We start from the raw sequence: 26,218 nt of genomic DNA, 5'->3' as shown, positions 1-26,218 counted from the left end.
ACAATAGGCCTTTTTCCAGAGCCCCTATCTCCTTAAGCCGATGTCGCAGACAACCCCCTCCAGCGGAAACGTGTGGTGCCCCAGGGTCACGGTGGCCTGCGTCATCGCGCGCGGCGACCGCTTCCTCGTGGTCGAGGAAGAGGCCCTGGGCCGCCTCGCCTACAACCAGCCCGCCGGACATCTCGACCCGGGCGAGACGCTGCAGGCCGCGGCGATCCGCGAGACCCTCGAGGAAACCGGCCACCACGTGGCGCTGGACGCCTTTCTCGGGGTCTGGCAGTGGACCAGTCACGAACACGGCGAGCAGGTGCTCCGCTTCGCCTTCGCCGGCCACGTGCTCTCGCACGACGCCTTGCGCCCACTGGACGAGGGGATCCACCGCGCCCTGTGGCTGCGCCGGGACGAGATCGAGGCGCTCGGCGAGCGCCTGCGCACGCCGCTCGTGCTGGACGCGATCGACGCGTGGCTGGACGGGCGCCGGCTACCGCTGGACACCGTGACCAGCCTGCTTCCGGGTGCGCATCGGTGAAAGTGATCCTCGGCGTTTCCGGTGGCGTGGATTCCTCGGTCGCGGCCCTCCTGCTCCAGCAGGCCGGGCACGAGGTCGAGGGCATGTTCATGCAGAACTGGGAAGAAGACGACCGCTCCGGCCCCTGCACCACCGACGACGACCGCAAGGACGCCTTGGCCGTGTGCGGGCGCCTCGGCATCCCCTTCCATTCGCGAAATTTTGCGGGCGAGTACTGGGACGGCGTGTTCGCCTACTTCCTCGCCGAATACGCGGCCGGCCGCACGCCGAATCCGGACGTGCTCTGCAATCGCGAGATCAAGTTCAAGACCTTCCTGGAACACGCGCGCGCCCTCGGCGCGGAAAAGATCGCGACGGGCCACTATGCGCGGGTGGACTTCCACGAAGGCCGCTACCGGCTCCTGCGCGCGGTCGACACGGCGAAGGACCAGAGCTACTTCCTCCACGCGCTGGGCCAGGAGCCGCTGTCCGCCACCCTCTTCCCGGTGGGCGAGATCGAGAAGCCGCGCGTGCGCGAGATGGCCCGCGAGGCCGCCCTGCCCACGCACGCGAAGAAGGACTCCACCGGCATCTGCTTCATCGGCGAGCGCGACTTCCGCGCATTCCTCGCCCAGTACCTGCCGGCCAGGCCCGGTCCGATGGTCGATCCCGACGGACGTCGCATCGGCGAACACCAGGGCGTGATGTATTACACGCTGGGTCAGCGCAACGGCCTCGGCATCGGCGGCCGGACCGATGCGCCGAACGAGCCGTGGTATGTCGTCGGCAAAGACGTGGGCACGAACACCCTGATCGTCGCGCAGGGCGGCGAAAACCGCTGGCTGCAGTCGACCCGCCTCGAAGCCACCGATCCGACCTGGGTCGCCGGGGAGCCGCCCGCGCTCACCTTCCGCTGCACCGCGAAGACGCGCTACCGGCAGACCGACCAGGCCTGCGCGGTCGACGTGCGTGGCGACAGGCTGCATGTCGTCTTCGACGAATCCCAGCGCGCGGTCACACCCGGCCAGTCGGTGGTTCTCTACGATGGCGAGGTTTGCCTGGGCGGCGCGGTGATCGCAGCCACCGATGCGCCTTACGGCGGCCTGCCTTCATGAACACATCGCCCACCTTTGTAGGAGCCGCTATAGCGGCGAGGACGACGCGCCTCACCACTTCACGGCTCCGTAGGCTTCTCGCCGCTATAGCGGCTCCTACACGAAGCACGCATTCCCCATTTTCTTCCAGGCACTACGAATGAACGAAGAACGCGTCCTCGCCCTGGCAGGCGTTTTCCAGGGCGCCGCCCTTGCCCAGCAGCTGGCTACCGACGGCCGCTGCGACGAGGTGGCGTTCGAGACAAGTCTCGCCAGTGTGTTCCGCATCGACGCCGATTCGGTGGCGGCGGTCTACGGGGGCGTGTCCGGCGTGCGACGCGGACTGCGCACGCTGGTGGCGCAGTTCGAGGACGAGACGCGCGACGTCGCCGTGATGCGCATGGCGATCACCGTGCTTCGCCTGGAACGCTCGCTGTCGCGCAATCGCGGCCTCCTCGACCGGCTGCGCGAGGGCATCGTGTCCGCCCAGCGACAGGTGGAGCATTTCGGCCTCGGTCATCCGAACGTCGCGGCGCGCCTCGCCGAGCTCTACGCCTCCACCCTTTCCACCTTGAAGCCGCGCGTGATGGTCACGGGCACGCCGGCGTACCTGCAGCAGAAAGGCAATGTGGACAAGGTGCGCGCGGCGCTGCTGGCGTCGGTGCGCTCCGCGGTGCTGTGGCACCAGCTGGGCGGCCGCCAATGGCAATTGCTCATCTCGCGCAAGCAGTGCGCGATGCTGGCCCGCGGCCTCCTGACCGGATCGACGCTGGACGACGGCGGCTGACGCGCCTCCTTATGGGAGCCGACTATGCCGGCGATCCCGCGGCAGCGGGCAAGCTCGCCGCGAGCACCCATCGCCGCTGAAGCGGCTCCCACACAAAGCGCGGTTAAACGCCCGCGGCGTCGAGGCCGGGGATTTTCTCCGCAAGTGCCCGAAGCAACTCGCCGAAGCCGGCGAGATCCTCGCGCCACGGCGTAGCGCTGCGCCAATACAGCGAAATATGCCGCCCCGGCCGCGCGCCCTCCACCGCGGCCATCACCACGTTGGGAATCGACCCCAGACGCTCGTGCGCCAGGATCGGCACCAGCGTGTAACCGCCGCGCAGGGCCACCAGGGTGGCGAGGCTCTCGATGCTGAGATCCTGGATGCGTTCCGGCCGCGCCGATCCCGCCATACCCAGGTCCGATACGCCATTGCCGTGGCTCTCGGCCATCAGGGTGGCCTCGGACGCGTCGAGTTCGGTGAGCGCCACAGACCCCCGCCCCGCCAGCGGATGCGCCGCATGGAACATCAGCTCGTAGGGCTCGAAGAACAGCGGGACGGCGTCCAACCCCGCGACCGTGGCCGCGGGCGGCGCCAGCACGGCATCCAGCTCCCCTTCGTGCAGCCGGCGCAGCAGGCCCCGGGGCTTGCCCTCCGAGATGGTCAGCCGCGCCCCCGGAAAACGCTGGGGAAACGGCTCGATGAAATGCGGCAGCAGGTAAGGCCCGAGGGTCGACGGCACGCCGAGCCTCAGCTCCCCGCCGAAGGCGACGTCGCCCACCCGCGCGGCGTGCTCGAGATGCTCGGCCGAGGCGAGCACCTCTTCTATATAGCCGAGCAGGCGCTGCCCGCTGGCCGTGGGTACGACACGCCGTCCGCCGCGCTCGAAAAGGGGAACGCCAAGCGCCTGCTCGACCTTCTGTACCTGGTGGGAAAGACCCGAGGGGCTGATGTACATGGCCCGGGCGGCGCTGTTGAAGCTTCCTTCACGCGCCACCGCCTGGACGAGCGCAAGGTCGCGCAGGGACACCGACGACAGGGCCATCGAAATCATCGAACGCTGCATGCCATCAAATGCGTTTGCGCCCATGGACCGCCACCCTCATCCTTTTCGCGCCCAAGATTCGCGCGACCTTAGCCGCCGACCGGCCATTCTAGCCATAGAGACCCCCATGGCGGTCGCACACGAACGGCAGACTGCGCGATAATCGACGCCTTTGGCGGCCCGCAAGGGTCCGTCCGGCCTCCCCAGCTTTAGAACCACGCCAGGAGTACAGCATGAAAGACTCGTTCTCGGTCCGAGACAGTATCGAAGTCAACGGCAAGCGCCACACCATCGCGAGCCTGGCCAAGTTCGGCAACAGCTTCGACATCAAGCGCCTCCCCTATTCGATGAAGATCCTGCTGGAGAACCTCCTCCGCCAGGAAGACGGCGTGAACGTCACGGCGAAGGAAATCGAGGCCGTCGCCAAGTGGGACGCCAAGGCCGAGCCCGACACCGAGATCTCCTTCATGCCGGCGCGCGTGGTCCTGCAGGACTTCACCGGCGTTCCCTGCGTGGTCGACCTGGCCGCCATGCGCGATGCCGTGGCGAAGCTCGGCGGCGACCCGAACAAGATCAACCCGCTGGCGCCGGCCGAGCTGGTCATCGACCACTCCGTGCAGGTGGACGCCTTCGGTTCGAAAAGCTCGCTGGAACAGAACGTCGCCATCGAGTTCGAGCGCAACCAGGAGCGTTACTCGTTCCTCCGCTGGGGCCAGAAGGCCTTCAACAATTTCAAGGTCGTGCCGCCGCGCACGGGCATCGTCCACCAGGTGAACCTGGAGAACCTTGCCCGCGTCGTGTTCACCAATGAAGTAGACGGCGAGTCCTTCGCCTATCCGGATACCGTGTTCGGTACCGACTCGCACACCACCATGATCAACGGCATCGGTGTACTGGGCTGGGGCGTGGGCGGCATCGAGGCCGAAGCGGCCATGCTCGGCCAGCCGTCGTCCATGCTGATCCCGCAGGTCGTGGGCTTCCGGCTCACCGGCAAGCTGGCCGAGGGCGTCACCGCGACCGACCTCGTCCTCACCGTCACCCAGATGCTGCGCAAGCTCGGTGTCGTGGGCAAGTTCGTCGAGTTCTTCGGCAACGGCCTGCAGAACCTGCCGCTGGCCGACCGCGCCACTATCGCCAACATGGCCCCCGAATACGGCGCCACCTGCGGCATCTTCCCGATCGACCAGGAAGCGCTGAATTACATGCGCCTGTCCGGCCGCGAAGAGGCTCACATCACCCTGGTCGAAACCTACGCCAAGGCCCAGGGCCTGTGGCACGACATCAACACGCCGGAGCCGGAATTCACTACCGTGCTCGAACTGGACCTCGCCGACGTGCGTCCTTCGCTCGCCGGTCCGAAGCGCCCGCAGGACCGCGTCCTGCTGGAAGGCGTGCAGCAGAGCTTCCTCGACGCCGTGGGCCCGCTCACCGCCAACCGCAAGCCGAAGAACGGCGACGTGTCGCGCTTCAACAACGAAGGCGGCGGCACGGCCGTCGGCAACGAAGGCAACAAGCTCGACGACGACGGCGTGCTGGTGGAGAAGGACGGCAAGTCCTTCCGCCTCAATGACGGCTCGGTGGTGATCGCCGCGATCACCTCGTGCACCAACACCTCCAACCCGGCCGTGATGCTCGCCGCCGGCCTGGTGGCGAAGAAGGCCGCCGCGCGTGGCCTTACCTCCAAGCCCTGGGTGAAGCCCTCGCTCGGCCCAGGCTCGCTCGTCGTCACCGAGTACCTGAAGAAGACCGGCCTGCTCGAAGAGCTGGAGAAGGTGAACTTCTTCGTGGTCGGCTATGGCTGCACCACCTGCATCGGCAACTCCGGCCCGCTGCCGGCCGAGATCAGCAAGGGCATCGCCGACGGCGACCTCGCCGTGGCGTCCGTGCTCTCGGGCAACCGCAACTTCGAAGGCCGCGTGCATCCGGAAGTGAAGATGAACTACCTGGCCTCGCCGCCGCTGGTGGTCGCCTATGCGCTGGCCGGCACGCTGAACATCGACCTGACGAAGGATCCGATCGCCACGGGGAGCGATGGCAAGCCCGTGTACCTGAAGGACATCTGGCCGAGCAATCAGGAAGTGTCCGACGCCATCGCCGGCGCGATCAGCCCGCAGATGTTCAAGGACAGCTACGCCGACGTCTTCAAGGGCGACAGCCGCTGGAACGCGATCGCCTCGCCGGATGGCAAGACCTACGCCTGGGACGATTCCACGTACATCAAGAACCCGCCCTACTTCGACGGCATGACCGCCGAGGCCGGCACCATCGAGGACATCCACGGTGCCCGCGCCATGGGCATCTTCGGCGACTCGATCACCACCGACCACATTTCGCCGGCCGGCTCCATCAAGAAGGACAGCCCGGCGGGCCGCTTCCTGATCTCGAAGGGCGTGGAACCGAAGGACTTCAACTCCTACGGTTCGCGTCGCGGCAACGACGACGTGATGGTGCGCGGCACCTTCGCCAACATCCGTATCAAGAACCTGATGCTGGACGGCGTCGAAGGCGGCTACACCAAGTACATCCCGACCGGCGAACAGATGGCCATCTACGATGCCGCCATGAAGTACAAGGCCGATGGCACGCCGCTGGTGGTCCTGGCCGGCAAGGAATACGGCACCGGCTCCTCGCGCGACTGGGCGGCCAAGGGCACGCTGCTGCTGGGCGTCAAGGCCGTGATCGCCGAAAGCTTCGAGCGCATCCACCGCTCCAACCTGGTCGGCATGGGCGTCCTGCCCTGCCAGTTCCAGGACGGCGAGAACGCGCAGACGCTCGGCCTGAAGGGCGACGAGGTATTCGACATCACCGGCCTGAACGGCGGCGAGTCGAAGACGGCGACGGTCAAGGCCACGCGCCCGGACGGTTCGGTCAAGTCGTTCACCGTGAAGGTGCTGCTGCTGACCCCGAAGGAGCGCGAGTTCTTCCGCCATGGCGGCATCCTGCAGTACGTGCTTCGCCAGCTGGCGAAGGCGGCCTGACAAGGCTCTGAAGAACGCCCCGGGAAACCGGGGCGTTTTTTGTGGGAGCCGCTTCAGCGGCGATGGGTGCTCGCGACAAGACTGCCCGCTGCCGCGGGATCGCCGCTGAAGCGGCTCCCACAAGGCTCTGCGACTACAAGGCGCGTTTCCACGTGGCGGTAAAGCAACGCCACTCGCTACCGTCCTTCCGCCAGCCGGTCTCCACTTCGTAAGCGCCGGCGTTGTCGGGAAGTACACCCGCACCGGCCGTCAGCGTCACGGTGAAGGTCGCAACCATGCGGTCGCCACGTGGCGTCACCTCGGTCGGGCCCATCAGCACATGGACCGTCTGTCCACGCAACGCGTACAGGCGGACGAGATTGGCCAACCCGCGCCGATCGAGCGCACCCGCGTTTCCCTCGAAGTCCTCGGTCAACGCCTCTACCGTATCCCCCGCTTTTCCCGCCTCGGCCGCTTCCGCGATCGCCGCGATCGCCTCGCGCACCCGATCCTCGTCGGGCGCGTGGCGGCACGCGGACAGGCTCGCGAGCAAAAGGCACAGCATCAGCTTTCCCACCTTTCCCATCGTGCTTTCCTCCTGCCGGGATACCGCTGCAATGCGGCTTGCCGCTATACGCGCGCGTATGCTCCAATGCCTCGCGACCGCACGACAATCGTGCATGCGTCACACTTCCTGGAGTCCGTCCGATTCATGAGCATCGAGCGTCCGTGGCTTGACCACTACCCGGCCGGCATTCCCGCCGACATCGACGTCAACGCATACCGCTCCATAGCGGCCCTCCTCGATGAATCCTTTCAGAAATTTCGCAACCGCCCTGCGTTCGCGAATTTCGGCAAAGTCCTCACCTACGGCGACCTGGACGAGTTGTCCAGGGCATTCGCCGGGTACCTCTCCGGCGAACTCGGCCTGAAGAAGGGCGATCGCCTCGCGATCATGCTGCCGAACCTGCTGCAGTACCCCATCGCACTGTTCGGTGCCCTGCGCCTCGGCCTGACCGTAGTGAACACGAATCCGCTGTACACGGCGCGCGAACTGCATCACCAACTGGAAGATTCGGGCGCGAAGGCGCTGCTGGTCCTCGACAACTTCGCAGCCACGGCCCAGCAGGCGCTGGACGGCACGAAAGTGCAGCACATCGTCACGACCGCCGTCGGCGACATGATCGGCTTCCCGAAGGGCAACATCATCAACTTCGTGGTGAAGACCCTGCGCAAGGAAGTGCCCCCCTTCCACCTGCCGAAGGCCGTGCGCTTCCGCGACGCGCTGGAGCGCGGCAAGGCACATCCGATGCCGGCGGTGGAGATCGCCCACGAGGACGTCGCCTTCCTGCAGTACACCGGCGGCACCACGGGCGTGGCGAAGGGCGCCATGCTCACCCATCGCAACATGATCGCGAACATGCTGCAGACCCGCCCCTGGGTGGCGGGCCACGCCACGCCGGGCGAGGAAACGATCATCACGGCGCTGCCGCTGTACCACATCTTCTCGCTGACCGTGAACGGGCTGATCTTCACGAGCCTGGGCGGCCTGAACCACCTCATCACCAATCCGCGCGACATGCGCGGCTTCGTCAAGGAACTGCGGAAGACCTCGTTCACCGCGATCACCGGCGTCAACACGTTGTTCAACGGCCTGCTGAACACGCCGGGATTCGACCAGGTCGATTTCTCGCGGCTCCACCTGACGATGGCCGGCGGCATGGCCCTGCAGCGAAGCGTCGCGGAGCGCTGGAAGAAGGTGACCGGCAAGCCGATCATCGAGGGTTACGGCCTTACCGAGACTTCCCCCGTCGCCTTCGCCAACCGCGTGGACATCAAGGACTACACGGGTTCCATCGGCTATCCGATCCCGGCCACCGACGCGCAGATCCGCGACGAGGACGGCAAGGTGCTGCCCCTGGGTGAAACGGGCGAGCTTTGCATCCGCGGCCCGCAGGTGATGAAGGGCTACTGGAACCAGCCGGAGGAAACCGCGAAGGTGCTGGATGCCGACGGCTGGCTGCGCACCGGCGACATCGCCCGCATGGACGAAACCGGCCAGGCGTTCATCGTCGACCGCAAGAAGGACATGATCCTGGTCTCCGGTTTCAACGTGTACCCGAACGAGATCGAGGACGTCGTGATGCACCATCCCGGTGTGGCCGAAGTCGCGGCGGTGGGCGTGGAGGACGAGCACTCCGGGGAGATCGTGAAGCTCTTCGTGGTCCGCAAGGACCCGTCGCTGACGATCGAGGCCCTGAAGGCGTACTGCCGGGAAAACCTCACCGGCTACAAGCGCCCGAAACAGATCGAATTCCGCGACGCCCTGCCGAAGACCAACGTCGGCAAGATCCTCCGCCGCGAGTTGCGCGACGAGGAGAAGAGGAAGAAGCACAGCACCTGAAGGCCGAAGCGGCTTGTGTAGGAGCCGCTATAGCGGCGAGGGAACCTGCCTCGCCGCTTCATCGCTCCGTTGGCTTCTCGCCGCTATAGCGGCTCCTACAGTCGGTGCGGTTCAGTCGTCCTGCCAGGCCTCGAGCGTATCGGCGTAACCGCCGAGCAGCTCCCATAGCGAGGCCTGCTTGTCCTCCGGGATGAGCGTGTATTCCATGCCGATCTGCCGCGCCGATACGCGCGCCACCGAGGCCTCCAGGTGGATGTGCAGATCGTGGCCGAAGATCATGTCGAGGATCCAGGTCTGGCCGGGCTCGCCGCGCCAGCCCAGCGGGCGGCGCAGGAGCGCGCCCGTGGCCGAGATGTCGACCAGGTCGGTGGGGTGCGCCTCGCCGCCACGGCTCATGAGCACCGCGGTCTGCACTCGCATCCGCGCGTGGCGATAGCGCGGGTGCGGGTCTTCCTTATCGTTCGACATCAGCTTCTCCACCCATCCCGATACCTCGTCCGTGCCAGTCGTTATCGGCATGACGCACCTCGTCCACTTACGTTCCGTGTCACAAACGGACACATTAGCGCAGCCGGGATGACGCATACATATACCGCAGCGCTCACTCGTTCCCGCGCGTTTTCAGAACACCCGCCCGAACCAGGGCCCCGGCGCCGAAGCGCCCGTTGATGAGATCCTGTACACCGTCGGATTGCTTGTCCGATACCGGCGCGGCGAACATGTCCTGCTGTTCGTCGCCGTGCCTGGCGTCGAAACCCGACAGGGTCACCCCCAGCAGACGCAGTCTCGGCCGGGGGTGCTGGTTCCACCAGATTTGAAGCAAGCGTCGTGCCACGGCATAGATTTCCGGCGTGGCATTGCCCGGCACGGGCAACTGGGCCTGTCGGCTGTGGGTCGTGAACGGCGGCTCGCGCAGCTTCACCGACACCGTGCGGGCGCTCACCCCCCGCGTCCTTGCCCGTGCCCCTACCCGCTCGCACTGGCGAAGCAGCCACGCCTCGGCGATGGCGAGTTCCTCGAGGTCGTATTCGAACGTCCACTCCGCGCCGATGGACACCTCGGGCGCGTCCGTGACCACGGGCCGCCGGTCCTCACCCCGGCACAGTTCGCGCAGCTGGGCCGCGTGGCGTTCGCCTACCGCCTTGTTCAGGCGCCAGGCATCGGCGCGGACGAGATCGCCGATGGTGCGGATGCCCACCTTGTGCAGGGCCTCCTCGGCGACCTTGCCCACCGTCCACATGCGCCCGATCGGCAGCGGGTCGAGGTACCCGCGGACCTCGTCGGGGGGAATGCGCAGGAAGCCGTCCGGTTTCGACAGTTCGCTGGCCAGCTTGGCGAGCAGCTTGTTGTGCGCCATGCCTACCGAGGCATTGAGGCCGGTGCGTGACCGGATCTCGCCCTTGATCCAGCGGCCGATCGCCTCGATCGATGAGAACAATCTCAGGCTGGCGGTGACGTCGAGGAAGGCCTCGTCCAGCGACAGGCCCTCGATCATCGGGGTGAACTCGGCGAAGACACCGAAGACCACGGTCGAGATGGCCTGGTAGCGCTCATGGCGCGGGACGATATACATCCCGTCCGGGCAGCGCCGGCGCGCCTCGGACGTGGCCATGGCCGAGCGCACCCCGTATTTCCGCGCCTCGTAGTTCGCCGTCGACACCACGCCCCGGCGGCCCAGCCCGGCCACGATCACCGGCTTGCCCACCAGGGAGGGGTCGTCCAGCTCCTCGACGGACGCGTAGAAGGCGTCCATGTCGACGTGGATGATGGCGCGCTGGGCGGGGTGCATGGGACTATTGTGCCGCAAGGCCCGGCCGCCCGGCGCCGCCGCTGGACTTGGATCGGCACAGGCGATACCCTGTATGGCAATCGGGTGAACTTATTCGGGCGTCGCGCCCTCACCGGTCCGTTCGCGGGACCGGCCGCGCTCTGCTCCCGACGTTCCTTCACAGACGGTGACCCTCCTGGGGTGTCCAGCGGCCATGCCTATCGCTCGTCGGCGACGACGCGTGGCATGCCGGGCGAGGTGGCGGTAAAGCCGCCGGACGGCATCGATTGTTGCGCTACCGGTCGCTCCCGCGACCCTTCTGACGTGTGCCGATGACTAACGAGACAACCGCAGTCCAGGTGGTCGAAAAAACCCAGGATGCCTTCGCGGGCATCCCGCAGCAGCAGGAAATGCCTCTCGCGCTGGTGCGCGGGCAGCCGGTGCTGCAAATGCCGCAGGATCTTTACATTCCGCCGGACGCGCTCGAAGTTATCCTCGAATCGTTCGAAGGTCCGTTGGACCTGCTGCTTTACCTGATCCGCCGGCAGAACCTCGACATCCTCGATATCCCCGTCGCCGAAATCACCCGGCAGTACATGGACTACATCGAGATGATGCGCGAGGTGATGCGACTGGAACTCGCGGCGGAATACCTGCTGATGGCAGCGATCCTGGCGGAGATCAAGTCCAGGCTGCTGCTGCCGCGGCCGCCGGCCGAGGAAGGCGTGGAGGAGGATCCCCGCGCGGAACTCGTCCGTCGCCTGCAGGAGTACGAACGCTTCAAGAAGGCCGCGGCGGATATCGACGAACTGCCGCGCCTGGAACGCGACACCACGGTGGTCCACGCCTTCGTCGGCGAGCACAACGTGGTACGCGTGCCGCCCCCGCTGGATCTCAAGGAGCTCCTGCTCGCGCTCAAGGACGTGCTCAACCGTGCCGACCTGTTCACGCACCATGCGATCCAGCGCGAACCGCTCAGCGTTCGCCAGCGCATGGGCGACCTGCTCGGCACATTGAGCGAAGGCGGCGGGTTCCACCGCTTCGAAACGTTGTTCGACGTGAGCGAGGGTCGCCTCGGCGTCGTGGTCACCTTCCTGGCCATGCTCGAGCTGGCTAAGGAAATGCTCATCGAAATCGTGCAGGAAGAGGCCCTCGGGCCGATCTACCTGAAGACGAAGGTACAGACCGAGGCCGCGTCGGAAGAAGCGCTCGCCTGACGGCTCCCCCAGGGGCCACGAAACCACCATCCAAGGGCCTATGCAACCCGAACAGCTCAAACCCATCGTGGAAGCGGCGCTGCTGGCGTCGACACAGCCGATGACCATCGCGCAGTTGAAGGCGATCTTCGGCGAGGACGAGGAGATCGGCACGGACGAACTCACGCAGGCCCTGGCGGCCCTCGGCGCCGACTGCGAGGGGCGCGGCGTGGAGCTGGTGGAGGTCGCATCCGGCTGGCGCTACCAGGTGCGGCGGGAGGTGCACGGGTGGGTCTCGCGGATGTGGGCCGAAAAGCCGAGCCGCTACTCGCGCGCCCTCCTCGAGACCCTGGCGCTGATCGCCTACCGCCAGCCGATCACCCGCCCCGAAATCGAACAGATCCGCGGCGTGGTGGTGTCGTCGAACATCATCAAGACGCTCGAAGAACGCGAATGGATCCGCGTGGTGGGCCACCGCGACGTACCGGGCAAGCCGGCACTGTTCGGTACCACCCGCGCCTTCCTCGACTACTTCAACCTGAAGTCCCTGGACGCCCTGCCCCCGTTGTCGGAAATTCGCGACCTCGAGGAACTTAATCCGCAGATGCGCTTCGAAGGCGATGCGGAGCCCGCGCCGGCCCGGGCCGCGATGCCCGACGGCGAAGACCAGGAATCCCCCGAGACCGCGCATGCCGAAGGCGATGCGGTCGAGGACTCGAACCAAGTGCCTGACGGCGACGACGTCGCCGCGGCTTCCCCCACTGCCGACGAGGCAGAGAACCCCATAAGCGACGCCGAAGACGGCGACGCCGAGAAAGATACCGAGGAGTCACGCGCATGAATGCGCCACAGCGTTCCCTGCTCACCCTGAAACGCGGCGGCAACGAAGCCGCCGAAGGCACCCCCCAACTCGAGGAGCGCCTGCACAAGGTCCTCGCCAACGCCGGGCTCGGCTCGCGCCGGATGCTCGAACAGCGCATCCAGGCCGGCGAGGTCGAGGTCAACGGCACCGTCGCCACGATCGGCGCCAGCGTCCACGCCGGCGACCGCGTCGTCCTCGACGGCAAGCAGTTCGTCGTCGCCACCGACAACCGCAGCGACGCGGAAGTCCTGGTCTACCACAAGCCGGAAGGCGTGGTGACCACCCGCGAGGACACCGAAGGTCGCCCCACCGTGTTCGAACAGCTGCCGCGCCTGCGTGGCGCGCGCTGGGTCGCCGTGGGCCGCCTCGACATCAACACCACGGGCCTGCTCCTGCTCACGACCGACGGGGAACTCGCCAACGCGCTGATGCACCCGAAGAGCGGCCTCGAGCGCGAATACCTTTGCCGCGTCCACGGCGAAGTGCCGGACGAGACGATCGAGCGGCTCAAGGCCGGCGTGGAACTGGAAGACGGCCCCGCCCGCTTCGACGAGATCGGCATCATCAGCCGCGGCGGCAGCCACAGCTGGTTCCGCGTCACCATCCGCGAGGGCCGCAATCGCGAAGTCCGCCGACTGTGGGATTCGCAGGGCTTCCTCGTCAGCCGCCTGAAGCGCATCCGTTACGGCTCGGTGGAGCTGCCGCGAGCGCTACGCCGTGGCGATTGCGAATCGCTCGACGAGACCGCCATCAAGGAACTGCGCGAGCGCGCCGGCCTCGGTGCACCGGACCCCGTCTTGACGCTGAGCGCGGTGGTGCACCAGCGCCGCGCACCGCGCCACGTCACCGAGTACCGTCCCGACACCCGCGCCACTGGCGCCTGGAGCTCGGCGCGGCATGACGAAGCCCGCGAACTCACCGCATTTGATCGTATCCGCGACGACAACCCGCGTGGCGGGCGTGGCGGCCGCGGCGGTCGCGCGCAGGGCGCCGGCGGCGGCCAGCGCCGCGAGGTCAACGGCAACGTCGCCCGTCCGGAACGGTCGGGCGGCGGTGCCCAGCGCAAGTCGCGCCGTGTGGCACCGGGGCAGGAACTGCCGTCGATCCGCACCTGGTTCGCGGGCGACAGCCGCACCGGTGGCGGCAATACGGCGGGCAACACGGCCGGCAATACCGCCGGCAACCGTGGTCCGCGTCCGGGCGGACGTTCGGGCAATGCGGGCGGCAACCGCGCGGCGGGCCAGGGTCCGGCGCGTAACGAAGGCAATCGCGCCTCCGGCAGCCGTTTCGAAGGCGGCGGAAATCGCGGCGGCCGTCCCGGCGGCGGCAATCGCACCGGCGGTCCGGGTGGTGGCGGCAATCGCACCGGCGGCCCGCGTCCCGGCGGCAACCGCGGCGGACGCCCGGGCGGCGGCAATCGCGGCGGCAACCGGTAAGCGCCATGTTGACGATCTGGCATAACCCGCGCTGCTCCAAGTCGCGGGAAACGCTGGCGCTGTTGCAGGCCCGCGGCCTGTCGCCGTCGATCGTCGACTACCAGGCCACGCCACCTTCGGCGACCGAGATCGAACGCGTGCTCGGCCTGCTCGGGCTCGAGCCGCGCGCGCTGATGCGCAAGGGCGAAGACGAATATGCCGCGCTGCCGGCGACTCTCTCGCGGGCGCAGCTGATCGAGGCGATGGCGACGACGCCGAAGCTGATCGAGCGGCCTGTCGTGATCCATGACGACAGGGCGGCGATCGGGCGGCCTCCCGAGGCGGTGCTGGAAATCCTGTAGCCCAGCGACTCAAGGGCCTCGCGACACGTCCGCCGGCGCATGCCGCGACGCCAGCTTTGCCACCACGGCATCGAATCCGATGCCGCGCGCGCGCAGCGCCACCATCAGATGAAACACCAGGTCGGCGGCCTCGCCGATCAACGCATCGTCGTCCTGCGCCACCGCGGCAAGCGCGGTTTCCACACCTTCCTCGCCCACCTTCTGCGCGATGCGGCGTATCCCGTCTTCGAACAGCGACGTCGTATAGCTGCCGGCGGGACGCTCGGCATGCCTGGCCGCGACCAGCGCATCCAGTTCCGCGAGAAAGCCGAGCGAAGGCCGCACGTCGTCGCCGAAGCAGCTCGACGTGCCGCGATGACAGGTCGGACCCGCCGGAAGCGCACGCACCAGGATCGTATCCGCATCGCAGTCCAGGCGCGCATCGACGACGGCCAGCGTGTTCCCCGAGGTCTCGCCCTTCGTCCACTGGCGTTGTTTGCTGCGACTGAAGAACGTGACCAGGCCGCGATCCCTCGTCGCTTTCAACGCGGCTTCGTCCATGTATCCCAGCATCAGCACCTCGCCGGTGCGCGCATGCTGCACGATCGCCGGCAGCAGGCCGCCGCCCTTGGCGAAATCCGCGTTCAAGCCGTTCATAGCCTCACCTCGATGCCTTGCGCGCGCAGCTCCCGTTTCAACGCGGGAATGCCGATGTCGCCGGAATGGAAGACGCTTGCCGCGAGTGCCGCGTCGACGTCGGCCTCGCGGAAAACCTCGGTGAAGTGCGCCGGCACACCCGCACCGCCGGACGCCACGAGCGGCACGCGACTCATGGCCCTCGCGGCCTTCAGCTGCTCGATGTCGTAGCCGCGACGGACACCATCGGTACCCATGCAGTTCAGCACGATCTCTCCCGCGCCAAGCTGCTGCACCTCGTCGATCCAATCCAGCGTGCGCTTGCGCAGCGCGCGCGTACGCGAGGGATCGCCCGTGTACTGGCGCACGCGCCATTCGCCGTCGTCGTCGCGCAGGCTGTCCACGCCCACGACGACGCACTGCACGCCGAAGGCATCGGCAAGCTCGCCGACCAGCGCCGGGCGCTCCAGCGCGGGCGAGTTGATCGACACCTTGTCGGCACCGGCGTGCAGCACGGCGCGCGCGTCCTCGACGCTGCGGATGCCGCCGGCGACGCAGAACGGAATGTCGATCTCGCGCGCGACCCGCTCCACCCAGTGGCGGTCGACGCTTCGCCCTTCCGGACTCGCCGTGATGTCGTAGAAGACGAGTTCGTCGGCGCCCTCGTCGCGATAGCGCAGCGCGAGTTCGACGATCTCGCCCACGACGACATGGTCGCGGAAGCGCACGCCCTTCACGACCTGGCCATCGCGTACGTCCAGGCAGGGCACGATGCGACGGCTCAGCATGACGCGCCCGCCCGCTCCGCCACGGCGAAGGCATCGGCCAGCGTGAAGGCGCCCTCCAGGAGCGCCCTTCCGAGGATGACGCCGGCACTGCCTTGCAATGCCAGCGCGGCGACGTCCTCCAGGGAACGTACGCCACCGGACGCCTGCACCTCCAGCGCCGGCGCCAGCGTGCCCAGATGGCGGTAGAGGGCGACGTTCGGGCCGCTCATCGTGCCGTCGCGGTCGATGTCGGTGCAAAGCAGATGGCGCGCGCCCGCGGCCTCGTACCAGGGGACCAGGTCGTCCAGCGTGCGCGCTTCGTCGGCGGTCCATCCCGCGCTGGGCAGCTTCCACTCCCCGTCCCTGAAGCGCGTGTCCAATGCCGGCACGATGCGGTCGGCACCGTAACGGCCGATCCACATGGCGACGGTTTCCGGATCGCGGATGGCCACGCTGCCGACGACGACGCGATCGGCCCCCGCCTCCAGCAACCGGCGCACGCCGTCTTCGTCGCGGATGCCACCGCCTGCCTGCACGCGCAGGCGCCCGCTTGAGGCGATGCCGGCGATGGTCGCGAGGTTCTCGAAATGCCCGGACCGCGCACCGTCGAGGTCGACCACGTGCAGCCATCCGGCGCCTTCGTCGGCGTAGCGTGCGGCGAGCGCCTCGGGCTCGAAGGCGAAGGTGGTCTGCCGAGCGTAGTCGCCCTTGTAGAGGCGGACGACCTTGCCATCGCGCAGGTCGATCGCGGGAATGGGAAGCGTCATAAGGAGAGGAAATTCCGCAGGAGTTGCGCGCCCAGGCCCGCCGAGCGCTCGGGATGGAATTGCATGCCCATGAAGTTGCCGGCGGCGACGACCGCCGCGAAGGGCTGACCGTGCTCGCTCGACGCGAGCGTGTAGTCGCCGGTGGGCACGGCGTAGCTATGGACGAAATACGCCGCATCGCCTTCGCGCAAACCGGCGACGAGCGGGTGGCAGGCCGTCACGTGCAAGGCGTTCCAGCCCATGTGCGGCACGCGCCGTCCCGGGCTTTCGGCAAACCGGCGTACCGTGGCGGGAACGACGCCCAGGCATTCGGTATCGCCCTCCTCCGAATGCTCGCACAGCAGTTGCATGCCGAGGCATACGCCGAGCACCGGCTGGGTCAGCCCGCGCAGCACGTCCACGAGGCCGGCCTCGCGAAGCATGCGCATGCCCGGCCCTGCCGCGCCGACGCCCGGCAGGATGACGTGGCTTGCCGCGCGGATGCGCTGGGCGTCGGACGTGAGTTCGGCATCGGTACCGAGGCGCTGCAAGGCGTAACGCACGGAACCGATGTTCGTGCCGCCGGCATCGACGAGGACGACCCGCATCAGAGGCTACCCTTCGTGCTCGGAAGGTCGGCGCCATCGCGCCGGATCGCCTGGCGCAGCGTGCGCGCCACGACCTTGAAGCAGCCTTCCACCATGTGGTGCGCGTTCTCGCCGTGCACCGCCAGATGCAGGTTCGCGCCAAGGGTTTCGCACAGCGAACGGAAGAAATGCGGCACCAGCTCCGTCGGCATGTCGCCCACCCGCTCACGCGGGAACGATCCGTCGAAAACGAAGTACGGCCTCCCGGAGAGATCGAGTTCGGCGCGTGCCGCGCTTTCGTCCATGGGCAGCGCGAAGCCGTAGCGCCCGATGCCGCGCTTGTCGCCCAGGGCCTGGCGCAACGCCTGGCCCAAAGCGAGCGCGACATCCTCGATGGTGTGGTGCTCGTCCACGTGCGTGTCGCCGTCGCAGCGCAGGTCCAGCGCGAAGCCACCGTGCTTGCCGATCTGCTCGAGCATGTGGTCGAAGAACCCGAGGCCGGTGTGGACGACGGGGTCGCCGACGCGATCGAGATCGACCGACACGCGGACCGACGTCTCCCGCGTGCCCCGGACCACTTCCGCCGTGCGCGGCGCGTCGAGCAGCGCATGGGCCAGTTCGCTCCAGGCCATCCCGCCCTGCCCCACGCGGAAACCGCGCACGCCCATGTTCGCGGCGAAAGCAAGGTCGGTGTCGCGGTCCCCGACCATGGCCGACTGCGCGCGACTCCAGCTGTCGTCGGCGAGCCAGTGCCGGGCCAGGCCCGTCGCCGGCTTGCGGGTGTCGCGGCACTCGTGGGCGAAGCTGCGATCGATCAGCTGTTCGCGGAAGACGATGCCCTGCGAGGAAAGGATGCGCAGCAAGAGCAGGTGCGGGCCATCGAACGAGGCCTGCGGAAACGACGGCGTGCCCAGCCCGTCCTGGTTGGTCACCATCACCAGTTCGTAACCCGCCGCGACGCAACGCTGCAACGCCGCGATCACGCCCGGCATCAGTGCCAGCTTCTCGTAGCTGTCGATCTGTTCGTCGGCAGGTTCCTCGATCAGGCAGCCGTCGCGGTCGACGAAGAGGATTTTCCGGCTCATGCGCCCGCTCCGAGGACCGCAAGCACGCGGTCGTTCTCGTTGCCGGTACCGACGGTGATGCGCAATGCGTCGCCGAGACCGGGATATTTCGTGATGTCGCGCACCACCACACCCGCCGCGAGGAGGCGGCGATACGTTCCCGGCGCATCGTCGAAGCGTACGGCAAGGAAATTGGCGTGCGAGGGAAGCACTTCGCGCACCCCGGGCACCCGCGCGAGTTCCGCGAACATGCGTGCACGCTCGGCGAGGATTTCATTGAGGTGGTGACGTTGCACGCGGCGGCCTTCATAGGACAGCGCGCCCAACGCGGCATCGACGCACGGGGAAGGCAGCGGATAGGGCGGAATGATCCGGCGCAGCAGGCCGATCACGTCGGGTCGCGCCACCAGCGCGCCCACGCGTGCGCCCGCCAGGGACCACGCCTTCGAGAGCGTGCGCAGCACGGCCACGTAGTCGTACGCGTCGATCAGGGACACGGCGCTGGCCGTGCCGCTGAATTCCGCATAGGCCTCGTCCACCACCAGGACCGCGCGGCCGGCAAGCTCGCGCGCCAGGCGGTCGAGCACGTCCACGCCGACGAGGTTTCCCGTCGGATTGTTGGGCGTGCAGACGAAGACGAGCTTCACGGCGGGACTCACGGCGGAAAGCAGGGTGTCCGCATCCAGCGCGCCGGACGCGTCGAGCGGCGACTCGATCACTGCCGCGCCCTGGATCCGTGCGCACACGGCATACATGCCGAAGGTCGGCGGCGAGACCAGTACGGCGTCCTGGCCCGCCCGGCAGAACGCCCGGACCAGCAGGTCGATGGCTTCGTCGCTGCCGCGTGTCGCGAGCACGCGATCCGGATCGCACCCGTAAAGCTCCGCCAGCGATGCGACCAGTGCGGGCGGCTGCGGGTCGGGATAGCGGTTGAGTCCTTCGCCGCCGGGAATGTTCGGCGGCCGGGACGATTCGTTCGCGTTGAGCAGCACGGTGCCGCCCTGTGCCTCCATGCGCGCGCTTGAGTACGGCGCGAGGGCGCGGATATCCGGCCGGGCGAGGTCGAGGACGCTCATGCGACGGCATCCATGGCGGCGAGCCGCAAGGTGACCGCGCGGCGGTGCGCCTCCAGTTGCTCGGCCTCGGCAAGAATCGCCGCGCAAGGCCCGATGCCGCGCAATCCGTCGGCGGTGAGTTCCTGCACGGTCACCTGTTTCTGGAAACTGGCCACGGACACGCCACTGTAGCTGCGCGCGTAGCCGTAGGTAGGCAGGACATGGTTGCTGCCGCTGCAATAGTCGCCGATCGATTCGGGCGTCCACTCGCCGAGGAAAACCGAGCCCGCCGACTCGATGCCGTCGAGCAACGCGCGCGGCTCGACCGTCTGGACGATGAGGTGCTCCGGTGCATAACGGTTGCTGACCTCCAGTGCTTCGTCGAGGCCACCCACCAGCACCAGCCGGCTTTCGCCCAGCGCCATGCCGGCGATGTTGGCGCGAGGCAACAGGCCAAGCTGACTTTCCACTTCCGCCTCCACGCGATCGAGCAATCCGCTCGACGGGCTGACGAGGAGCACCTGGGAATCGGGGCCGTGCTCGGCCTGCGACAGCAGGTCGGCGGCGACGAAGCGCGGATCGGCCGAATCGTCGGCGATCACGAGGACTTCCGACGGACCGGCCGGCATGTCGATGGCCGCACCGGCGGGATCGCCCGCCACCTGCAGCTTCGCTTCCGTGACCCAGGCGTTGCCGGGGCCGAACAGCTTGTCGCAACGGGCGATGGAGGCCGTGCCATAGGCCATCGCGGCGATGGCCTGCGCACCGCCGACCTTGAACACGCGATGGACGCCCACCGCGCGTGCCGCGAAGAGCACGGCATCGTCGCAACGTCCGTTCGCCTGCACGGGCGTGCACAGCAGCACCTCGCGGCAGCCGGCGATCGTCGCCGGTACGCCGAGCATGATCGCGGTCGACGGCAGTGGCGCGCCACCCGCGGGAACGTATAGCCCCACGCGACGAATGGGGCGCAGCACGCGCTCGACGCGCACGCCCGGCGCCGTCTCGACGGCGACCGGCACGGGCGCCGTTTCGCGATGGAAGGACGCGATGCGCCCTGCCGCTTCGAGCACCGCGGCCTTGAGCTCCGCCGGGAGGCGCGCCTCGGCGGCGTCGAACTCTTCCGCCGTGACGGCGAGATCGTCCAACTCGACGCCGTCGTAGCGGGCCGTGAGTTCGAACAACGCCGCGTCGCCTCGCGCACGGACCTCGGCGACGATCGCTTCCACGCCCTGGCGCAAGCCGGGCGCGCGCGACTGCGCGGGCCGTGCCAATGCCTCTACGCGCCCCATTTCGTCCAGGGTCTTCCAGTCGATCCGCTTCATGCCAGCATCTTCTCCACCGGCAGCACCAGCATGTCGCGGGCACCGGCGCGTTTCATTTCCTCCAGCTGACGCCAGCTCACCGAGCCGGCGCACAGCGCCTGCAACACGACCTGGTCCGGTGCGCCGTCGACCGCCGTGAGCGTCGGGACGGGCGCGCCGGGCAGCAGGCGCGTGATCTCCGCCAGGGAATGGCGGGGTGCCTGCATCAGGATCAGGCGCGAATCGCGCACCTGGATCACGCCGTCGAGCCGGCGCAGGAGCAACTCGGCGATCTCGCCGCGCTCGTCGGCCGGAAGCTCGCGGCGTCCCGCCAGCACGGCCTCGCTCTCGACCACCACCGCGGCTTCGCGCAACTGGTTGGCGACGAGCGTGGCACCGCTGGAAACGAGGTCGCAGATCGCATCGGCCGTGCCGAGTCTGGGCGCGATTTCCACGGAACCGGCGAGCATCACCACCTTCGCGTCCACGCCGTTGGACCGGAGCCACTCGCCGAGCAGGCCCGGATACGACGTGGCGATGCGCTGCCCGCCCAATTGCGCGGGACCGTCGTAGGCGTCCTCCTGGGGAACGGCGATCGAAAGGCGGCAGTGGCCGAAGCCCAGCGGCCGCAGTTCGTCCAGCCCGGTACCCGCTTCCACGTTCGAGAACTGGAACTCGCGCAGCACGTTCCGGCCGACGATGCCGAGGTCGCAGACGCCTTCCGCGATGAGTCCGGGAATGTCGTCGTCGCGGACCAGCAGCAGGTCCACCGGCTCGCCTTCGCCGAAGCAGAACAGCTTGTCGCGACTCTGGCGGAACTTCAGGCCGCAACGCGCCAGCAGCTCCTGGGCGGGCTCGGTGAGCCGGCCGGACTTCTGCATGGCGATGCGCAGGCGATCGCGCGGCTTCATGCCGCACCTCCGCCGTTGCGGCGCGCCGCGGCGGCCATGTACCCGCCGTTACCCTGGTTGAGGTAACGGGCGACCCGTCCGATGGTGGTGATGCTGACCGCCGTCCGCTCGTGGATCTCGCGGTAGGACCGACCCTCCAGGAGGTGCGGCACGACGCGCCAGCGGTCCACCATCACCTCGATCTCCGCCGGGGTGCAGAGGTCGTGCAGGAAGGCGCGCATCTCCTCCACCGTGGAGAGGCCCGCGAGAGCTTCGCAAAGGCTGGTTTCGGCGGAGTCGGCGGGGGTTTCCGGGGCCAGGGAGCGTCGCTTCATAATGTACTAACGCGTTAATACGATAGCTCATCGTAGCTGCGCAACCGGCCCGTGGCAAGCGCCTGGGACGCGATTGCGCTTTTCTTCCATATATTTCGAGGCAGGCGCTCGCCACCATGGCCCCATTCCATGCCGTGAGCCCTACCATGCCGAGCACCGTGATCATCGCCGACGATCACCCGGTCGTCGTCGCGGGGGTCGAAACCATTCTCAAGGCGCACCGATACGACGTCGTCGCCCGCGCCCACGATACCGACACCCTGTTCGAGGCCCTTTCAGACAACCCGTGCGACGTCGTCGTCACCGACTATTCCATGCCGGAGGGTATCCAGCCCGACGGCATGCCCATGATCCGGCGCATCCGCGCCATCCGGCCGGATATCGGCATCGTGGTCCTCACCATGCTCTCGAACCCGGCCATCCTGCGCAGCCTGCTCGACATGGGCGTGGCCGCCATCTTCGACAAGCGCACGAACCTGCGCGACATTCCGGTCGCGGTGCATGCGGCCGACGTGGGCCGCTCCTACCTGAGTCCGGCCATTCGCCGGCTGTTCCACGAAGCGGATTGCGCGGCGGGGCACGACGAACTCATCACACGCCTGTCGCCCCGGGAAATCGAGGTACTGCGCGCGTTCGCGCAAGGGCAAGGGCTGTCCGACATCGCCGAGCGCATGGGCCGCAGCTTCAAGACCATCAGCCGACAGAAGCGCTCGGCCATGGCGAAGCTGGGCCTCGTCAACGACGCCCAGCTCTATCAGTACCTCGCCGGCGTGCGCGCCGGCACGATCGAAGACTGGTCGCCCGCCACGGGAACGGCCTCGGGTGCGAGGCCTGCCACTCCTTAGGCTTACCGCGCGGCCACCAGCCGGCCGGATGCCACCAGTTCGCATACGGCGCGCACGTCGCCGTCCATCGCGCGATCGCGCTGCATGAAGGCCACGTGCTCACGCAACGTGGTCAAGGCAGTGCGCACCGCCCGACCGCCGTGGAAATCCTCGGCCGAGGCCAGCGCGTCCATCAGGGCACGAACTTCGCTCTCGAAACGCGCGTAATGCGGCGAGTCCGCGCGCGGCGCGCCGGAGATCTTGGAGGCCAGGGCATGCAAGTCGCCACGGTGGGCGAGCGAACGCGCCGCGTTGAGCATGTCCTGCCGGTACTCGAGTGCCTGCGCAGCGGTGTACAGCTCCATCGCCAGCACGTGGCCGAGGTCTTCGGTCATTTCCAGGACGTGGCGCGCCTCGTTGGCGCCCATCGACACGTGGTCTTCGGCGTTGGCGCTGGTGGGCACGGAGTAGACCGAGGCCGGGTGCGCACGCGTGGCGAGGTCGTTGACCAGCGCCGCCGCGGTGTACTGCACGATCATGAAACCGGAGTCCGTCGCATCCTCGTTACCGATGAGGAAGGCCGGAAGGCCGTCGTTGTTCGCAGGGTCCACCAGCTTCGCCGTGCGCCGCTCGGAGATGGAGGCCAGCACGGGAATCGCCGCCTTCACGTAGCTCATGGCGAGGGCGAGCGGCATGCCGTGGAAGTGACCCGCCGAAATGACCTGGTCTTCGATGACCTCGGCATCCTTCGCGTCCGGGAACACCAGCGGGTTGTCGGTGACCGCATTGAGTTCGACGTCGAAGACGCGGCAGGCCTGTTCCCAGGCGTCGCGCACGGCGCCGTGGACCTGGGGAGCGCAACGCAGGCAATAGGCATCCTGCGGCTGGTGCTTCTTGCCACCCTTGAACGGCAGGAATCGCGAGTAGAACGCTTCCTTGCCGTGACGCTGGGTGGCCGGCACCCAATCCCAGCCGATGTCGAAGCGGTAGGCCTGTTCGGCGGGTTCCGACCACGAGTCCGACAGCCAGGAACGGAAGCGCGGCACGAGGTGGTATGGAATATCGGCGAGCGTGGAACCTTCGAGCAGACCGCGGATGTTGCGCGCCGCCTCGACCTGGCCCGGATGGGGACGGAGGGCGTGCACCTCTTCCGCGTAAGCGCCCGTACGCCCGGCAAAGGCGTCGAGGGTCATCGCCGCGGCGAGGTCCGCCGTACGGATCAGCATGTCCATCGTGTCGAGCGCGAGCACGCCGGTGGCGAGCATCTGCGTCGTGCCGTTGTTCAGCGCGAGGCCTTCCTTGAACGAGAGACGCACCGGTTCCAGGCCGGCCGCCGCCAGCGCCTTCGCCCCCGGCATCCGTTCGCCCTTATGGAACGCTTCGCCGCCGCCGAGCAGAACGATGGCGAGGTGCGAGAGCGGCGCGAGATCGCCGCTGGCACCCACGGAACCCTTCTCCGGGATCACGGGGATCACGTCGCGGTTCAACAGCTCGGCCAGCGCACGCAACGTTTCCACGCGAATGCCCGAATGCCCCTTCATCAAGGTGTTCACGCGGATGGCCAGCATGGCGCGCACCACGTCGGCCGAGAAGGGCTTACCGACACACACCGCGTGGGTGATGATCAGGTTGTGCTGCAGCTCCTCGAGCAGCGTGCCTTCGCGCGGCTCCGGATTGCCGCCGGGCAGTTCATCGCGTACGCGGTGCGCACCCAGCAACTTGTCGGCATTGCTGCCGAAGCCCGTGGTCACGCCGTAGATCGGTTCGCCACCGCCCACCTTCTCCGCAAGGAAGTCGGCGGCCCGCTTCACTTTCGCCAGCTGCGCCTCGTCGAGGCGGATCGTGAAGCCCTGGCGGGCGATGGCGGCGACCTGCGCGCGCGTGAGGCTGCGGCCGTCGAGGAGGATGCTGCTGGTCATGGGTAGGGCCGTCGGACGTCGATGGAAGGGGAAATCAGCGGCCGATCTCGGCCTGGGCCAGTTCGACACGCAGCGCCTTCACCAGGTCGGCGCGCGACACCTCGAACTGGTCTTCGCGGCGCAGGTCCTTGACGGTGACCACGCCCTTGGCGATCTCGTCTTCGCCGATGACCAGGACAAAGCGGATACCGGCGCGGTCGGCGTATTTGAACTGCTTGCCCAGCTTGCCGCCCTCCAGCACGACTTCGGTGGCGATGCCGGCGTTCCGCAGTTCGCCGGCGACGGCGAGGTAGGTGGGCATCTGGGCCGCATCCATTTGCGTGACCAGGGCATCGACGGTGCTCTCCGCGGTCGACACCAGTCCGGCGTCGCGAAGCTGCCAGTAAAGGCGAGTCAGGCCAATGGAAATACCCACCCCGGGAAGATGCGACTTCGTGTACTGGCCGGCGAGGTTCTCGTAACGGCCTCCCGAGCAGATCGAGCCGATGCCCGGATGATCGTTCAGCGTCGTCTCGTAGACCGTGCCCGTGTAGTAATCCAGTCCACGGGCAATGGACAGGTTGAGTGCGAAATGGGTCTCCGGCACGCCGAAGTCGCGGATAAGACCGAGCACTTCCTTCAGTTCCGCCCTGCCCTGTTCGAAAGTGTCCGAACCGGTGCCGAGGGCGTCGAGCTTGTCGAAGGCCTCCGCCACCGACGTGGAACGTACCTGGACGAAACCGAGGATCTTCGCCGCGGCCTCCGCCGAAAGGCCGAATGCCTCGCCCGTGAGCGTGTCGCGCACGTAATCGGGGCCTCGCTTGTCGAGCTTGTCGACCTCGCGCAGCACCAGCATCTGCCGTTCCGGGTCGGCGATGCCGAGGTTCTCGAAATAGCCGCGCATCAGCTTGCGGTTATTCAGCTGGATGGTGAACGGACCGATGGCGAGGTCGCGGAACACGCTATAGATGACCGCGGGGATCTCGGCGTCGTAACGGACGGACAAGGAGTCTTTGCCGATGACGTCGATGTCGCACTGGTAGAACTCGCGGAAGCGGCCACGCTGTGCGCGCTCCCCGCGATAGACCCGCTGCATCTGGTAGCGGCGGAAGGGGAAGCTGAGGTCGTGCTCGTGCTCGGCCACGTAACGGGCAAGCGGCACGGTCAGGTCGAAGCGGAGGGCCAGTTCGGGCACCCCGCCCTTTTCCGCCGCGCCAAGGGCGCCGGTCGACTGGACGAAATACACCTGGCGCTCGGTCTCGCCCCCCGTTTTCGTGAGCAGCACGTCGCTGTACTCGATGACCGGGGTTTCGATCGGCAGGAAGCCGAACCGTTCGTAATTGCGGCGAATCGTGTCCAGCATGCGCTGGAACGCGATCTGGTCGAGCGGCAGGAGCTCGAGGACACCGGGCATGGTGCGGGCCGGGGTGAGTGCCATGCAATTCCTCTTCGGACAGGCTTTACGGAGGCCGCCAGGCGGCAGCCGCCTAGATTAGCAGATGGCCATGCAGGGCCACGGCCCAGGTAAAAAAAGTGCGGGCACCTGTTGCCAAGGAACCGGCCCATGGCTAATATACGCGGCTCCCGTCGGGGTGTAGCTCAGCCTGGTAGAGCGCTACGTTCGGGACGTAGAAGTCGCAGGTTCGAATCCTGTCTCCCCGACCAATATTCGAAGAATCAAGGCCTTGGAAAATCGCATCTCAGCGAGCTTTCCGGGCCTTTTTTCTTGGGTCCTCGCCGGGGTAGCGCGATGCGG

At 67.6% G+C, this 26,218-nt stretch carries 25 protein-coding genes and 1 tRNA gene; 11 read left to right on the top strand and 15 right to left on the bottom strand.

The annotated features are described in order from the left end of the window. Positions 1–40: 40 nt before the first annotated feature. The 3 genes from HBF32_RS19170 (at position 41) to hflD (ending at position 2,389) form a co-directional block, all read left to right on the top strand. Positions 41–529, top strand: coding sequence for an NUDIX hydrolase (locus HBF32_RS19170; protein WP_166697759.1), 489 nt, complete (start codon positions 41–43; stop codon positions 527–529). Next, positions 526–1,623, top strand: coding sequence for a tRNA 2-thiouridine(34) synthase MnmA (gene mnmA, locus HBF32_RS00890; RefSeq protein WP_166697758.1), 1,098 nt, complete (start codon positions 526–528; stop codon positions 1,621–1,623). The genes HBF32_RS19170 and mnmA overlap by 4 nt, the downstream gene beginning before the upstream one ends. Positions 1,624–1,762: 139 nt before the next feature. Continuing rightward, complete coding sequence (gene hflD / locus HBF32_RS00885) at positions 1,763–2,389, top strand: high frequency lysogenization protein HflD (RefSeq protein WP_166697757.1); 627 nt, start codon at positions 1,763–1,765, stop codon at positions 2,387–2,389. Between the two features lie 103 nt (positions 2,390–2,492). On the opposite strand, the gene HBF32_RS00880 is transcribed toward hflD, so the two are convergent. Then, positions 2,493–3,434: a LysR family transcriptional regulator gene (locus HBF32_RS00880; RefSeq protein WP_166697756.1), complete on the bottom strand. Its 942-nt coding sequence runs from the start codon at positions 3,432–3,434 to the stop codon at positions 2,493–2,495. Positions 3,435–3,646: 212 nt separating this feature from the next. Here HBF32_RS00880 and acnA point away from each other — a divergent pair, with 212 nt between their 5' ends. Next, entirely contained in the window at positions 3,647–6,391 is a 2,745-nt protein-coding gene (gene acnA / locus HBF32_RS00875) for an aconitate hydratase AcnA (RefSeq protein WP_166697755.1), read from the top strand. A 133-nt stretch (positions 6,392–6,524) separates the two neighbouring features. On the opposite strand, the gene HBF32_RS00870 is transcribed toward acnA, so the two are convergent. Next, positions 6,525–6,956: a nuclear transport factor 2 family protein gene (locus HBF32_RS00870; protein WP_166697754.1), complete on the bottom strand. Its 432-nt coding sequence runs from the start codon at positions 6,954–6,956 to the stop codon at positions 6,525–6,527. 126 nt (positions 6,957–7,082) lie between these two features. On the opposite strand from HBF32_RS00870, the gene HBF32_RS00865 reads away from it, so the two are divergent. Beyond that, complete coding sequence (locus HBF32_RS00865) at positions 7,083–8,774, top strand: AMP-binding protein (protein WP_166697753.1); 1,692 nt, start codon at positions 7,083–7,085, stop codon at positions 8,772–8,774. A 111-nt stretch (positions 8,775–8,885) separates the two neighbouring features. Here HBF32_RS00865 and HBF32_RS00860 read toward each other — a convergent pair whose 3' ends face one another. Continuing rightward, on the bottom strand, positions 8,886–9,242 hold the full coding sequence (locus HBF32_RS00860) for a PilZ domain-containing protein (RefSeq protein ID WP_166700390.1): 357 nt from the start codon (positions 9,240–9,242) through the stop codon (positions 8,886–8,888). A gap of 133 nt (positions 9,243–9,375) precedes the next feature. Further along, positions 9,376–10,563, bottom strand: coding sequence for a DNA polymerase IV (gene dinB, locus HBF32_RS00855; RefSeq protein ID WP_166697752.1), 1,188 nt, complete (start codon positions 10,561–10,563; stop codon positions 9,376–9,378). 389 nt (positions 10,564–10,952) lie between these two features. On the opposite strand from dinB, the gene HBF32_RS00850 reads away from it, so the two are divergent. From HBF32_RS00850 to arsC, 4 genes are read left to right on the top strand one after another with little or no spacing between them, the layout of a single operon-like run. Then, the gene (locus HBF32_RS00850; protein WP_193570381.1) at positions 10,953–11,759 is read left to right on the top strand and encodes a segregation and condensation protein A; all 807 of its coding nucleotides are present in this window, start codon (positions 10,953–10,955) and stop codon (positions 11,757–11,759) included. A 40-nt stretch (positions 11,760–11,799) separates the two neighbouring features. Further along, positions 11,800–12,579, top strand: coding sequence for an SMC-Scp complex subunit ScpB (gene scpB / locus HBF32_RS00845; protein WP_166697750.1), 780 nt, complete (start codon positions 11,800–11,802; stop codon positions 12,577–12,579). Further along, entirely contained in the window at positions 12,576–14,036 is a 1,461-nt protein-coding gene (locus HBF32_RS00840; RefSeq protein WP_166697749.1) for a pseudouridine synthase, read from the top strand. Before scpB ends, HBF32_RS00840 begins: the two co-directional genes overlap by 4 nt. A gap of 5 nt (positions 14,037–14,041) precedes the next feature. Then, positions 14,042–14,377 (top strand): arsenate reductase (glutaredoxin), encoded by a 336-nt coding sequence (arsC, locus tag HBF32_RS00835; protein ID WP_166697748.1) that lies wholly within the window; start codon positions 14,042–14,044, stop codon positions 14,375–14,377. Positions 14,378–14,386: 9 nt separating this feature from the next. Here the strand turns inward: arsC and hisIE are convergent, their stop codons facing one another. From hisIE to HBF32_RS00790, 9 genes are read right to left on the bottom strand one after another with little or no spacing between them, the layout of a single operon-like run. Further along, a complete protein-coding gene (gene hisIE, locus HBF32_RS00830) occupies positions 14,387–15,013 on the bottom strand; it encodes a bifunctional phosphoribosyl-AMP cyclohydrolase/phosphoribosyl-ATP diphosphatase HisIE (protein ID WP_166697747.1) in 627 nt (208 codons plus the stop codon). Next, positions 15,010–15,780 (bottom strand): imidazole glycerol phosphate synthase subunit HisF, encoded by a 771-nt coding sequence (gene hisF, locus HBF32_RS00825; RefSeq protein ID WP_166697746.1) that lies wholly within the window; start codon positions 15,778–15,780, stop codon positions 15,010–15,012. The genes hisIE and hisF overlap by 4 nt, the downstream gene beginning before the upstream one ends. After that, the gene (locus HBF32_RS00820) at positions 15,774–16,526 is read right to left on the bottom strand and encodes a 1-(5-phosphoribosyl)-5-[(5-phosphoribosylamino)methylideneamino]imidazole-4-carboxamide isomerase (protein WP_166697745.1); all 753 of its coding nucleotides are present in this window, start codon (positions 16,524–16,526) and stop codon (positions 15,774–15,776) included. The genes hisF and HBF32_RS00820 overlap by 7 nt, the downstream gene beginning before the upstream one ends. Further along, positions 16,523–17,113, bottom strand: coding sequence for an imidazole glycerol phosphate synthase subunit HisH (hisH, locus tag HBF32_RS00815; protein WP_166697744.1), 591 nt, complete (start codon positions 17,111–17,113; stop codon positions 16,523–16,525). Before hisH ends, HBF32_RS00820 begins: the two co-directional genes overlap by 4 nt. Then, on the bottom strand, positions 17,113–18,177 hold the full coding sequence (gene hisB / locus HBF32_RS00810; protein WP_166697743.1) for a bifunctional histidinol-phosphatase/imidazoleglycerol-phosphate dehydratase HisB: 1,065 nt from the start codon (positions 18,175–18,177) through the stop codon (positions 17,113–17,115). The genes hisH and hisB overlap by 1 nt, the downstream gene beginning before the upstream one ends. Continuing rightward, positions 18,174–19,232, bottom strand: coding sequence for a histidinol-phosphate transaminase (gene hisC / locus HBF32_RS00805; RefSeq protein ID WP_166697742.1), 1,059 nt, complete (start codon positions 19,230–19,232; stop codon positions 18,174–18,176). The genes hisB and hisC overlap by 4 nt, the downstream gene beginning before the upstream one ends. Then, the gene (gene hisD, locus HBF32_RS00800) at positions 19,229–20,536 is read right to left on the bottom strand and encodes a histidinol dehydrogenase (RefSeq protein ID WP_166697741.1); all 1,308 of its coding nucleotides are present in this window, start codon (positions 20,534–20,536) and stop codon (positions 19,229–19,231) included. The genes hisC and hisD overlap by 4 nt, the downstream gene beginning before the upstream one ends. Then, positions 20,533–21,426: an ATP phosphoribosyltransferase gene (gene hisG, locus HBF32_RS00795; RefSeq protein WP_166697740.1), complete on the bottom strand. Its 894-nt coding sequence runs from the start codon at positions 21,424–21,426 to the stop codon at positions 20,533–20,535. Before hisG ends, hisD begins: the two co-directional genes overlap by 4 nt. Beyond that, positions 21,423–21,740: a YerC/YecD family TrpR-related protein gene (locus tag HBF32_RS00790; RefSeq protein ID WP_166697739.1), complete on the bottom strand. Its 318-nt coding sequence runs from the start codon at positions 21,738–21,740 to the stop codon at positions 21,423–21,425. Before HBF32_RS00790 ends, hisG begins: the two co-directional genes overlap by 4 nt. Before the next feature lie 146 nt (positions 21,741–21,886). On the opposite strand from HBF32_RS00790, the gene HBF32_RS00785 reads away from it, so the two are divergent. Further along, entirely contained in the window at positions 21,887–22,585 is a 699-nt protein-coding gene (locus HBF32_RS00785; protein WP_166697738.1) for a response regulator, read from the top strand. A gap of 2 nt (positions 22,586–22,587) precedes the next feature. Here HBF32_RS00785 and HBF32_RS00780 read toward each other — a convergent pair whose 3' ends face one another. Next, positions 22,588–24,483 (bottom strand): HAL/PAL/TAL family ammonia-lyase, encoded by a 1,896-nt coding sequence (locus HBF32_RS00780; RefSeq protein ID WP_166697737.1) that lies wholly within the window; start codon positions 24,481–24,483, stop codon positions 22,588–22,590. A 34-nt stretch (positions 24,484–24,517) separates the two neighbouring features. Next, complete coding sequence (gene hisS / locus HBF32_RS00775; RefSeq protein ID WP_166697736.1) at positions 24,518–25,900, bottom strand: histidine--tRNA ligase; 1,383 nt, start codon at positions 25,898–25,900, stop codon at positions 24,518–24,520. Positions 25,901–26,050: 150 nt separating this feature from the next. On the opposite strand from hisS, the gene HBF32_RS00770 reads away from it, so the two are divergent. Beyond that, a tRNA-Pro gene (locus HBF32_RS00770) sits at positions 26,051–26,127 on the top strand. Positions 26,128–26,218: the final 91 nt, after the last annotated feature.

This window comes from Luteibacter yeojuensis (genome assembly GCF_011742875.1).
GTDB lineage: Bacteria > Pseudomonadota > Gammaproteobacteria > Xanthomonadales > Rhodanobacteraceae > Luteibacter > Luteibacter yeojuensis.
Note: the sequence above shows the minus strand (reverse complement) of the source record. Positions and strands in the feature narration are given on the sequence as shown.